We start from the raw sequence: 13,126 nt of genomic DNA on the forward strand, positions 1-13,126 counted from the left end.
TTCAAAATATATTGACAAATATATTCCAAAATAAAAACTAAAAAACACTAGGTAGATAGCTATATTCAAAAAAATATTTTTTAAAGTACGGCTAAATAATAAGTTACCTAGTGTTTTATTATGTATATATTATTTTACAAATATTACAGTAATGATTAGTGGTATGAACTCCTACAACTACCCTACTACGTAAGTGGATTTTTAAGTTAGAATTATCGCTCTTCCATATATTTTTGAATTTCTTTGGAGGTTAACTTCCTCACTTTTGTATTATTATACTCTCTATACTTTTCAACAGCAAAAACAGATTTCATAGTATTGCAAGTTTTATCCTTGTTCTTCCTTAAATAACTTTTCAATTCTTTACTATTTGCTAAAATTTTATACGATAATCTTCCATTTCTCTCATTTTTTATCTCGTAAATACCACACGAACTTTTCATACTGTAATCGGCTGTTCGTAAATATAATTTTGCAATTTCCAAAGATTTAAAAGGGAAATTCCATCTTTTCAGCCCTCTAACCGGATCACATTCAATACAAATACAACGCCCACACATTCCACAAATATACTGAGTATGATCTTCTAAACATTCCAAAGGATTTAACAACGGTGTTATTCTATTTTCAGTTGAGTAACACTCCTCACACATTTTTTCTCCCACCTTTCCAATGCTCTTTTCTTGTACATTCACTTAATTATTTTTCCTATATTATACCATTTTACAATTTACTTATACAGTTATTGACCAATATACTTATAAAAAATGAAAGAAAGATGATATAATAGGATTAAATAGCGAAAGAAAAAAGGAAAAATTGTAATGAATACTCCAAATAACAAAAAAGAAGAATTATTAAAAAAATATAACCTTTGGATTAAAAAAAATATGTTCAAATTTTTATTTGGCGTTATTTTATATTTAATTATTCTAATAGTAAACTTTATTTTCTTTAAAAATAATAAGGTCACTATCTTCAGTACCCTACTTATTTTTTCATATACAATATATATTTATACTTTACGTTGGTTTATTACAAAACATCTTATCGGAAAAATTAATAATATTGATTTTTAACTATATAAAGCGGCTCAAAATTAAGATTTTATTAAAAATCAATTTTGTTAAGTAGAAATCTCCAACAATTCATTAGATTTGAAAAAACTTTTTAAAGCATATTCCTAAAGCAATAAATTTACAACCCTGACTACTTATAAGTAAAGTTTATCAGAATTTTTATTTTTTAAATCAGTTCTTTAATTATTGTTATACCACTTCAAAAAAAGAGATGAGTTTCCACACTCACCTCTTTTTTTCTTCACTACTAAACTGAAATATTCCCTTTTTAACCTTTATATAACTCTACTTTAACATATGATTTTCCCATAATTTTATTTCATTTTTATTGTTTACATAAATGAATATAATAAGAAAATCTTTTTGGGTCTTAATCACTTGTTAATATATCTAAATTTATTTTCTTCTTAGAAATTTATATAAATTTAACTATTACGAAAAGATTTTTTTTATGATATAATTAGAAAATATAATTTATAAAAGAAAGGAATTTACATAACACAGAAAAAAAATTCAAAACTATTTCTCGTTCTATTTTTAGGAACGTTATCTGCATTTGGACCATTTGTCACAGATTTATATCTGCCGGCACTTCCATTTATGGCAGAATACTTTGGAGCTAATACTTCGACTATTCAGTTAACACTTACAGGAAGTATGGTAGGGCTTGCGTTAGGACAACTTCTTATAGGTCCTATCAGTGATAAATTCGGGCGTAAACAACCCTTAATTATTAGTCTTATTATTTATTTAATCAGCACTATAGCTATTATTGTTTTCCCCAACATTTACGCAATGATTATTTTGCGATTTGTTCAAGGTATTTCATCAGCAGGGGCAGTTGTTATATCTCGTGCTATCTCTACCGACCTTTATCGCGGAAAAGAAATGGCGGAGTTTTTCGCTTTACTTATGGCGGTTAATGGACTAGCTCCGATAATCTCTCCTGTTGCAGGAAGTCTGTTGCTTCAATTAACAGATTGGCGCGGTATTTTTATTACACTTGCAATCATCGGTGCAATAATAATTATTGCAGCTTTTAAATTAGTAGAATCATTGAAAGAAGAAAAAAGACTTAATGTACCTATATTAAAAACCTATAATTCTATAGTTTTAGTATCAAAAAATAAACTGTTTACTATTCTTGTTTTAATTCAAGCATTTGCATTAGCAACCATGTTCGCTTATATAGCCGCATCTCCATTTATTTTACAAACACATTATAAACTATCACCATTCTTATATAGTTTGTGCTTCGGTTTAAACGGTTTCGCTCTTGTTGTAGGTAGTAAGGCAGCCGGACGCTTTAAAGAAAAGAAAAGTATTAAATTAGGATTAAGTATTATGCTAATTCTAAGTATTTACTTAGCTATTATTTTAACTTTAGCATTGCCATTTTTATTTGTTGAAGTAGGCTTTTTCTTTTTATTGCTGGGATTAGGATTTATACTTCCTTCGGGTTCCGCTCTTGCAATGAACTTGGAAAGAGAACGTGCAGGTAGTGCTTCTGCATTATTCGGTTTCCTACCGTTTTTCTTGGGGGGTGTAGTTTCTCCACTCGTCGGATTGGGTAATATTTTTCATTCCAGTGCTATAGCAATCGTTTTTTGTTCAGCAATTTCTTATTTACTGTTTAAAACTATCGAGAAAAAAATATAATATTAATAATCGTCAAATAATCTTGATTTGGCGATTATTTTAATTATCAATTATAAATTTCACAATAGTTATTCTATAAATAAACTTTTAATAAAGGTGTTTTACTTACCGAGATATATCAAGTTTGTTACAAAACATTAAAAGAGTGATGAATTTTTCCATCACTCTTTCTTTTCCTGATTTTTTAATCAGTTTTGTTTAATAGCCCAAAACGTTTATTACTTTTGTTTATTTCTATTCTTCATCTTTTCTTTTTCTTCTTAATGCTAATCCAAGTCCTGCCAATAATGTTGCCACTCCTGCATATATTCCATTTGTTGCCTCATTACCTGTTTTTGGTAATGGTGTTTTTGGTGTTGTCGGTGGTACCGGATTAGTTGTCGGATTGGTGTCTATGTCTAATACTCCGTCTGATGTACGGGCTATATTTTTAATCTCTTTGCCATATGTTTCTTCATTGACTTTTACTTTAAATGTTACTGTCCATGTTTCACCTTTGGCTACTCTCTTAGTCCATACTACTTCTCCGTTTGTGTATTTTCCATTGTTATCTGCTGAATTTTCTACATATGTTGTGTATTCAGGGATTTTATCTTTAATTGTTACATCTCGGTCTTCTCCCGTTGTATTTGTGTAACTTACTGTATATGTTAAGATATCTCCAGGTTTTACCGCTTTTCCGTTTATTGTTGTTCCTTTATTATCTACAACATCTTTTATCGGCTTTTTCGGTGTCGGGTTATTTGTTGGGTTGGTATCTATATCCAATACTCCGTCTGATGTACGGGCTATATTTTTAATTTCTTTACCATCTACGTCATTGTTTACTTTTACTTTAAATGTTACTTTCCATGTTTCGCCTTTAGCTACTTTTTTACTCCATGTTACTTCACCATTAGCGAATTTTCCGTTGTTATCCGCTGAGTTTTGTATATATGTTGTGTATGCCGGGATTTTATCTTTAATTGTTACTTCTCTATCTTGGTCTGTTGTATTTTTGTATTCAACAGTGTATGTTAGAGTTTCTCCAGGTTTTACTACTTTTCCGTTTATTGTTGTCCCTTTATTGTCTACAACATCTCTTACCGGCTCTTTTGGCGTTGGATTTGATGTAATGTTTGTATCGAAACTATTAGCAGCATCTTTTGTATGCCCTATATTATCGATTACTTTTCCGTTTACATCACTATCAACTTTTACTTTAAATGTTACACTCCATTCTTTACCGTCTTCTACTGTTTTTTTCCATGTAATTTTTTTGGTGTTATTGTCGTATGCCCCGTTATCACTTGCACTGTTTTCTATATATTTTGTGAATTTTGGAATAACATCGGTAATTTCTACTTCTTGTGTTTTTCCAGTTGTATTTTTATAATCAATTTTATATGTTAATTCTTGATTTGGTTTTACTACTTTTCCGTCTATGTTTGTTGTATCCTGCCCTGTAAATACTTTTTTACTTGGTTTTACCGGTGTATTTACTTTAACAGGCTCTGATATTACTTTGTAAACATTATTAATATCTAAATCAAAATGATTTTCATATTTTGTACCTTCTTTTGTTACCTTACCTGTAATAATCGGTGAAGGCACTTGTGCTTCTTTCGTCGGTTCAGCATTTATTTTACTTAATAGAGCGTCTTTTGCTTTAAATATAAGTAATCTGGAATCTTTATCATATGTTACATCATAATCCGGACTGGCTTGTTTTGTTCCTTCTAGGTTAAGTTCATACCCTTCCGGCAATATATCTTTAAATACTAATGATTTAATTTCTTCGTGTCCTGCAGGGAAGTTTGATGTTTGTAACTTAAATTTTACAACCGAACCTGTTTGAACTGTGGCGTTATTTATATCTTTATCAGCTTCATCTGTTACTTTTTTCTCAACTTGTGATTTAACATAAAGAATATCGTAATGATAATTTACTTTTATATCCGGTTTTTTAGGTTCTACCGGTGGTGTTGGTGGTGTTGGTTCTACAGGTTTTATTGGAACACCCAGAGCTTTAATGTCTGAGTTTAAAGCAAACCATACACAACCACTTTTGTATGAGGCAATATCTAAACTAATTTCTGGATTAGTCACTCGCCCTACAATAGCACCATACCACTTATTAGTTGCACTTTCTGTATCCCATTCTGTAACATCAAATCTTGATCCTCTACTTTTTGCCGTATTGTCTTTACTTGCATACGCACCACCATCAGCTTGTGGGGTAATAGAAGATCCTGAAATAGTAATATACTCTCCATTAAAAGAAGCAACCTTCTCAATCGCATCTATTTCTACTTGTGACGAACCATTCCCACGATTTAATGACGAAAAACTAAGCAATGCTCCTCTAGTATCAATTTCTTTACCAGCCTCATCATAAAATTTTACTTTTAAGTTAATTCGTGCACTACCAAAAAAGTCATTATACCATATCGTAACAGTGGGATCATTTTGTAGAACAACTGGAAGTTTATTAGGTACTTTTGCCCCAGTAATATCTGTAAAAGTGTATGTATATACTACTTTAGAAATTTTCTTACCATTGAAATAAGAATTTTGTAAATTTGTATAGGTAGCCACAAATGGTTTATTTTTTTCTAACATAACCCTTGCGGCATTAGCTCCTTGACCTTTGTTTAATATATCAAAATATACATATCTCCAAGGTTTTGTTCCAACATTCCAAGATTTTACTTCTTTTTCAAATTCATCTCTTGTATATTTCTTAGCAGAAAAACTTAACTTTGCGTTAGGTTCAGATTTAAAAATAAGAAATTGTGGATATGGCTTAACCATATAACCATCCTCGTTTTTCTTTTTCTCAAGCTCGTCCATTGCTTTTTTATATTTTTCAAGAGCTTTATCATATTCTTGTTTTTTCTTATCATACTCTGCTTTTTCTGCATTGTATTTATCTAATTCCTGTTTTGCTTGTTTTAGCTTTTGTATCTGTTGATTATAGTCGTCTTTTATCTCAGCGATTTTTTTATCCGCTTCAACTTTTGTCGCCGCTACCCCTTTATCAATATCACTTTCTTTTTTTACATTTACTCGGGTATCTTGTGCTTGTTTTACACTCTTGTCAAGTTCTGTTCTATCAACAGTTACTTCAATACCTTTATCTTTATCCGCTGCGTGTATTGTTAAATTCTGTGTTGATACACTAAGCAGCATTAATAACGATAAAAACAAGGTAGATGCCTTTCTACCTTTTTCTTTGAGTTTCATACTCATAATATAGCCTCCTTTATTATTAAAAATTAATTTTTCGATTAAAATTTTATTTTTGCATTTGCAAATTTTCTTCCTTTCTTTGTATTTTAAAGTAGGATTTAATTTACAACAATAGTTTAGTATGTTATAATATATATTAGGAATAATAGTTTACATCGCTGATATAAGTGGTTTCCTCTTGTTAAGTATTTTATAATATTATGTATTATTTAAGATGTAAATTAAATCCTACATTTTTATACACAATTTTATTATAATACAAGAAAAACACACCTTAGTAAATGTTAAAAAATTGTTTAAAATATAACTACTCACGAAAAATCCTTATCTAACAGTCAAATATTTGTAAGGTTTTGATGACTATATGCAAAACAAAAAAAGAGCAAACTTTAAATAATAAAGTTCACTCTTTTTCTTATTTTATTTATTTTTATCTCATACCCCAAGCCGAAAGTCCTTGTGCTTTATATGCTCTGGTTGCCGCATTTATTTGATCTTGAACCGTTGCTGTTGAACCCCAACCGGGCATTGTTTGGAATAACCCAGACGCTCCTGAAGCATTTCTAGCGTGTACTTGTCCGTTAGATTCACGCGCAATAATAGCTTCCCAAGTTGAAGCCGGTACTCCCGTTCTTCTTGCCATTTCTTGTGCAGCCGCTGAGCCTGTTGCACCGGCAGTATTACCATTTCTTAATACTATAGATCCTCCTGCAGTTTTTGCAGTGTATGTTGCCGTACTTGTTTCTGCCGCCGGACGTTGTTTTGTTCCGACAAGTACCACTTTAGTTGTCGGTTCTGAAATTACTTTCTCTGAAACTACTTTCTCTGAAACTACTTTTCCATCTTCTTTAACAGCTTCAACAGTTACTTCTTTTTCACCGTCTTTACCTTCTACTTTTGTTACTTTTTCATCAACATATTTAGAATCATCTTTTTCTTCTTTAGTTTCAAATTTAACAGCTTCTTTTCTCGTTTCGGTATCTTTATTTACACGAGTAATTTTTATAGTGTCAACAGTTGCCACTTCGCTATCTAAACTTGGTGTAACTTTATCATCCGATCCTAATGTGATATTCAATTCTTTTAAAATATCCTCTACTTTTGTATAAGTAGTTTTTCTTGTTGTTTCTTTACCGTTATCTACTATCGTAATTTCACGTGCTCTATAAATATTAATTGTTTCTCCGCCTTTTACTTTAGTATCCAATCCCGGTTCAACTCTATCGTCTGCTCCGAACGGAATATTATTGGTGATAAGAACTTCTCTTACCGTACCTTTTTTTGCTTTAATATCTATTCTGGTATTATCTAAATTCACGGCGAATGCTGATTGCCCTGTGTATTCTTCTGCAACCATAAAAGCTCCTGATAATAATACTCCTGCTGTTGCTGCCGATGCTACAATTTTTCCTAATTTCATCTAAATCATTTTCTCCTTTATATCTATTTTAAATAACTTACAAGCATTATTAAATGTTTGTTCTGTTAACGATTTATAACTCATCTCTCTAAGATCAGCTATCTCTTGTGCTACATAATGAACGTAGGCGGGTTCATTTCTTTTACCTCTGTATGGTGTCGGGGTCAAATATGGGCAATCCGTTTCGATTAGTAATCTATCAAGCGGACATGCTTTTGCGACTTCTTTAGGTGTTTTCGCACTTTTAAATGTGACCGGGCCACCAAGTGAAATATAAAAGTTTTCTTTCAGCATAATATTCATACTCTCTACCGAGCCTGAAAAACTATGCATTATCCCACCAATTTCACCTGCATTTTCTTCCTGCAAAATTTGAATTGTGTCTGCCATCGCATCACGAGTATGAATAACGATTGGCTTTTTAACTTCTTTTGCCAGTGCTATCTGGCGTCTAAATACTTCTTTTTGAACTTCTTTCGGACTTTTATCCCAGTGATAATCAAGACCAATCTCGCCGATTGCCACTACTTTATCATTCGTTAATGCGATTTTTTTTATCATTTCGTATTTTTCTTCCGTAAAATCAATCGCCTCTACCGGATGCCAGCCGACCGTCAAGTATAAAAAGTCGTATTTTTCCGTAATTTCTAATGCTTTTTGAATACTTTTATCATCGAAACCAACTATGTTAATTAACTTAACACCTTGCATTTTAGCACGCTCTATTGTTTCTTCTAAATCTTCTAAATAAGCATCATCATTCAAATGTGCATGTGTATCAAATAACATATCATGCCTCCTTCACCTTTACGATTATAACAAAACAAAGTGTCAATAGAATATCTAAACTATTTCAATTAGATTACAATATTTTTTCATCTACTTATAAATTATTATTTCTTAATATTAACCTTATTTAATTCATACTTAACAAATTCTTTGTTCATATTTATTATTTTCCATATTCTAATACATTACATTATTTAACTTCAGTAGCTTCTATCTTTTGCCGGTTGACATTCAAGTGTTATTTTTATAAAATTGTAACTATAAAATATTTATTAGGAGGATGTTTTATCAAATTGATAAAGCTAAACTGATTTATGAGTAAAAAAATATTGGTAACAGGCGGTGCTGGTTTTATCGGTTCACACACTTGTATCGAATTATTAAACAATGGAAATGAAGTTGTTATAGTTGATAACTTATACAATGCTAATAAAAAAAGCATTGATATTATTGAACGCATTACCGGAAAAAAAGTAAAATTTTACCAAGTAGATATTAGAGATGAAAAAGCTCTGGAAAATGTATTTGAAACAGAAAAGAATATTTTTGGAGTTATTCACTTCGCCGGTCTAAAAGCTGTCGGTGAATCTTGTAAAATACCTCTAAAATATTATGATAATAATATTACAGGTACACTTGTACTATGTCGTGTAATGGAAAAATACAACTGCAAAAATATTATCTTCAGTTCGTCGGCAACTGTATATGGTGATCCGCACACATTACCGATAAAAGAGGATTTCCCATTATCAGTAACTAACCCGTACGGTAGAACAAAATTAATGATAGAAGAAATTCTTGGTGATATTTATACAGCTGATAAAGATTGGAATATAGTTTTGCTTCGTTACTTTAATCCGATTGGAGCACATGAAAGCGGAGATCTTGGAGAAGATCCTACCGGTATTCCCAACAATTTGCTTCCATATGTTATGCAAGTTGCCGTTGGGAAACTAGAAAAAGTAAATGTCTTCGGTGATGATTTTAACACACATGACGGAACCGGCGTTCGAGATTATATTCATGTTGTTGACCTTGCATGCGGACACGTAGCCGCACTTAAAAAACTTGAAAAAGATAGCGGCTTAACCAAATATAACTTGGGAACAGGTAACGGATATTCAGTCCTTGATATAATCAAAAATGCATCTCTTGCAGTAGGTAAAGATATTCCTTATGTAATTACTGAAAGAAGAAGCGGTGATATTGCCGCTTGTTATGCGGATGCTACTAAGGCAAAAAAAGAGTTGGGTTGGGAAGCGAAATTTGACATTAAAAGAATGTGCGAAGATTCATGGCATTGGCAAAGTAAACATCCAAACGGATTTTAAGATTAATTAGAACTAGCCTAAACGCTAACATTTCAATAAAAATTTTTGAACCACTCCATGAAAATTCCAGATTTTGATTTAAACACAAAATCTGGAATTTATTATTTATATCTTTAAATTATTTATAAACTACCATAAAGGCTCCACCTAAAACAACATCTTCTGCTGCCGTGCTACGCTGCTGCCATATTTTATCCATGTTATACCAACGATCTGTTTTATCCATATTATCCGGATCAATCGCTTTTGTATTCCCATTATGATATCCGCTTAGAATAACGGAATGGGTACTATTTCCTTTAACAAAGATCCCATGCCCTACAATGCCAAAAACAATATAACCTTTTTTAAGAGATAATTCCAAATCTTCTTTAGAATTTACAATACGATATTTTAACCCCCAATTTTCCAGTGCCAACGCAGCACCTAGACTTGATGTGCCTGTAAATGTGGTATTCATCTCCATTGACGTATTATAAATATAATCGGCAACTTGAACAGGGGTTACATCTTCTTTTAATTCTGAAATAATCATTGCTAATGAGGTAGGTACGCAGCCTGTAATTTTCAAGTTTGATAAACCGTATCTCTTACCTCCCCATCTGCTGTCAGCTTGATAATACTGTGGAAATTTTATCGGTTTTGTAAAATCGGAATAGCTTTTATTGTAAAAATTTTCAATAGGTTCTTCATCGGCATAATACTCCCACTTCCCTTGTTGGTCTTGTATCCAATCTCCCTTTGCTTGTGTAATTCCATTGGTTAGAAATAAACCTATTGTTACTAAGCCTATAACCAATTTTTTCATAACTATACTTACTCACCCCAAACTATATATTTAACAATTTGTTAATAGTATTTTCATATTAATTATATTTTCATTATAAAAGACGCTATTCTTTTATTATTTTTAGCCATAATATTTTACAACTTAGTATTATATGAATTAAATTCTAGCCATATATAATATACTCTTAATTTTCAAAAATTTTTTAATAATTTCTATGTATATAATCTTTAACATTCTTATAAAAAGCCTGTTATTCAAACTGCGCTAATATTTTTTTAGCTGTTTCTAAATTCATGTGTTTTTCTTTTTGTAACTTTTCTACAACTTCTTCCAGTTGCTCATTGGTAGCTCCGGCTAAAATTGCTAACGATTTAGCGTGTAGTTTCATATGTCCCTTTTGAATACCTGTACTTACCAAGGCACGCACTGCCGAAAAATTTTGCGCTAAACCGACAGATACAATAATTCCCGCTAAAGTTTTAGCATCCGGATTTTTCATTAAGGAACGCGCAACTTTAACGCTCGGATTAATCCCGATAGAGCCTCCAACACTCGCTATAGGCATAGGAAGTGATAATTCTCCAATCAATAACTCTTTTTCATAATCACAAGTCCAAGTCGATAATCCCTCATAGCGAAAATTTTTAGTTGCGTAGCTTTGGCAGGCAGATTCTACCGCACGCCAATCGTTTCCGCTGGCAACAACTACACTATCTATTCCGTTAAAAATTCCCTTATTATGTGTAGCCGCACGGTAAACGTCCATTTTGGCAAACTTTCCGGCCAATTCCATTTTTTTAGCTATCTCTTTGCCGTTTTCTTTTGAAAGTTTATCAAACGGAATCTCACATTTTGAGCTGACTATTGACCTGGTAGCATAATTAGAAAGAATAGCCATTAAAGAATTTCCGCCTGTTAATTGTTCAAGAAACGGCTTAATTGCTTCCAACATTGTATTCAGCATATTAGCACCCATTGCTTCCAAAGTATCAACAATTAAATAAACTACAACAAAAGTTACATCATCTTCGTTAAGAATTTTTACTTCCAACTCTCTTGCTCCGCCACCACGCTTAACGATTGACGGATATGCTTCATTTGCTATTTTTATAATAGTTTCACTGTTAGTTGTAATAGTATCTTTGGCAAGGGTATAATTTTCTACATCGTATAACGCAACTTGACCTATCATTTTTCTGTCATGAATAACGGTCTTAAATCCGCCACAAGAAGAAATAATTTTCCCGGCGTTACTGCACGCCGCAACAACAGACGGCTCTTCTGTTACAAAAGGAACACAATAGGTGATATTATTAACAACAAAGTTTGGAACAACACTAAACGGTAGCGAAAAAGTTCCCACTACATTTTCCACCATATTATTTGCCGTTTCAAAATCTAAAACCTTATTTTCTTCCAATAACTCAAAACTACTTTCATCAAGTATTTCTTCTTTTATAATATCCAAACGTTCTGCTCGGTTTTTTTTATAAAATCCGCTCCAATTTTTTTTCATGAAATCTCCCTTTTAATTATTGTCTTTTATAGATACGTTTATGATTTTCTATTTTTTCTAAAACAAACATACTGTCATCTTTAATATCTGAAATATCTAAATTACCGTCTTTATCAGGTAAAGTACATCTAAAGAACATATCTTCATATTGCTCCACTGTAATTCGTTTACGTTTATTAAAATCATCAAAGCGATTATTACGAAGATGATCTCTATACCCTTGTACAAGCGTCATGCTGAAAATTTCCGCTACAGCTCCGCTACCATAACTATAAAGAACTATCTTATCCCCGGCATTTAATTCTGCACTATTTTCTATAAGAGATAATAATCCTAAAAACAGTGAGCCGGTGTAAATATTCCCTACTCGTTGACTATATAACATAGATTCATCAAAACGAGTTAATAATCTTTCTTTTAAATCTGTATCTGTCTTATTTTCTAATAAGGCATTTAACCCTTTAAGACCAAGTTTTGGATAAGGCAGATGCAAACAAACGGCAGAAAAATCCTCCAGCGAAACTTTTGCTCTTTTTTCATACTCGTCCCATGTTGTCATTAAACAATCAAGATACTGCTCTGTAGAAAATTTTCCTTCCACAAAAGCATAATTTGAATAGTTTGGTCGCCAAAAATCCATCACATCACGAGTTTGACAGATATTATCATTGTTCAATTCCAATACTCTCGGATTTTTAGCAACAAGCATAGCACAACTTCCTGCTCCTTGAGTAGATTCTCCGGAAGAATTTTTTCCATATTTAGCTATATCACTGGCAATAACCAATACTTTGGAATCCGGATTATTAAGAACATGATTCTTGGCAAAATCAAGACCTGCAGTTGCACCGTAACACGCCTCTTTTACTTCAATTGCTCGAACAAAAGGATTCATATCCAGTAAATTATGAATAAAAACAGCGGCGGCTTTACTTTGGTCAACCCCCGACTCAGTTCCGACGATAATCATGTCAATTTTTTCTAAATCATCTTTATCTAAAATTTCATATGCAGCCTGAGCTCCTAATGTTACTATATCCTGACTGGCAGGCGGAATACTCATTTCAAGCTGTAATAAACCTTTTGTGAATTTATCAGGTTCTACTCCACGTGCAGCTGCCAAATCACAAATATCTAAATAATACTCCGGCATTGCGAACCCAATTTTATCAATTCCAATTTTCATATCAATTCTACCTTTCGATTAATAATCAAACTTCTATCGCAAATTTACATTATTCACAAATTATAGTTAAATTTGTCGCAACTACTATTTTATAAGATTTTTTCAAATTAGTCTACTTATACCCT

The 13,126-nt window shown here is 32.0% G+C and carries 10 protein-coding genes and 1 pseudogene; 3 read left to right on the plus strand and 8 right to left on the minus strand.

The genetic code is table 11. From position 1 onward, the window contains the following. Positions 1–212: 212 nt before the first annotated feature. Entirely contained in the window at positions 213–695 is a 483-nt protein-coding gene (locus tag BQ7358_RS04320; protein WP_231723784.1) for a hypothetical protein, read from the minus strand. Between the two features lie 129 nt (positions 696–824). Here BQ7358_RS04320 and BQ7358_RS04325 point away from each other — a divergent pair, with 129 nt between their 5' ends. Continuing rightward, positions 825–1,079 (plus strand): hypothetical protein, encoded by a 255-nt coding sequence (locus tag BQ7358_RS04325; protein ID WP_062171754.1) that lies wholly within the window; start codon positions 825–827, stop codon positions 1,077–1,079. A 495-nt stretch (positions 1,080–1,574) separates the two neighbouring features. After that, positions 1,575–2,738: a multidrug effflux MFS transporter gene (locus BQ7358_RS04330; protein WP_062171757.1), complete on the plus strand. Its 1,164-nt coding sequence runs from the start codon at positions 1,575–1,577 to the stop codon at positions 2,736–2,738. Positions 2,739–2,972: 234 nt separating this feature from the next. Here the strand turns inward: BQ7358_RS04330 and BQ7358_RS04335 are convergent, their stop codons facing one another. The 4 genes and pseudogenes from BQ7358_RS04335 to BQ7358_RS04345 form a co-directional block, all read right to left on the minus strand. After that, positions 2,973–5,969: a GbpC/Spa domain-containing protein gene (locus BQ7358_RS04335; protein WP_072520250.1), complete on the minus strand. Its 2,997-nt coding sequence runs from the start codon at positions 5,967–5,969 to the stop codon at positions 2,973–2,975. A 430-nt stretch (positions 5,970–6,399) separates the two neighbouring features. After that, positions 6,400–6,993 (minus strand): G5 domain-containing protein, encoded by a 594-nt coding sequence (locus BQ7358_RS09285; protein WP_371524246.1) that lies wholly within the window; start codon positions 6,991–6,993, stop codon positions 6,400–6,402. Between the two features lie 18 nt (positions 6,994–7,011). Then, positions 7,012–7,389 (minus strand): annotated as a pseudogene (locus BQ7358_RS09290) (ubiquitin-like domain-containing protein); the annotation flags it as partial. After that, entirely contained in the window at positions 7,390–8,178 is a 789-nt protein-coding gene (locus BQ7358_RS04345; protein WP_062171767.1) for a TatD family hydrolase, read from the minus strand. A gap of 314 nt (positions 8,179–8,492) precedes the next feature. Here BQ7358_RS04345 and galE point away from each other — a divergent pair, with 314 nt between their 5' ends. Further along, positions 8,493–9,509, plus strand: coding sequence for a UDP-glucose 4-epimerase GalE (galE, locus tag BQ7358_RS04350; protein ID WP_062171770.1), 1,017 nt, complete (start codon positions 8,493–8,495; stop codon positions 9,507–9,509). A gap of 118 nt (positions 9,510–9,627) precedes the next feature. Here galE and BQ7358_RS04355 read toward each other — a convergent pair whose 3' ends face one another. The 3 genes from BQ7358_RS04355 to BQ7358_RS04365 form a co-directional block, all read right to left on the minus strand. Next, complete coding sequence (locus BQ7358_RS04355; RefSeq protein ID WP_062171774.1) at positions 9,628–10,317, minus strand: C39 family peptidase; 690 nt, start codon at positions 10,315–10,317, stop codon at positions 9,628–9,630. Between the two features lie 232 nt (positions 10,318–10,549). After that, a complete protein-coding gene (locus BQ7358_RS04360) occupies positions 10,550–11,815 on the minus strand; it encodes a hydroxymethylglutaryl-CoA reductase, degradative (protein WP_072520251.1) in 1,266 nt (421 codons plus the stop codon). A 16-nt stretch (positions 11,816–11,831) separates the two neighbouring features. Further along, complete coding sequence (locus BQ7358_RS04365; protein WP_062171780.1) at positions 11,832–13,001, minus strand: hydroxymethylglutaryl-CoA synthase; 1,170 nt, start codon at positions 12,999–13,001, stop codon at positions 11,832–11,834. Between the last annotated feature and the right edge of the window lie 125 nt (positions 13,002–13,126).

The sequence above is a fragment of the Gemella massiliensis genome, from assembly GCF_900120125.1.
In the GTDB taxonomy this organism is placed as follows: domain Bacteria; phylum Bacillota; class Bacilli; order Staphylococcales; family Gemellaceae; genus Gemella; species Gemella massiliensis.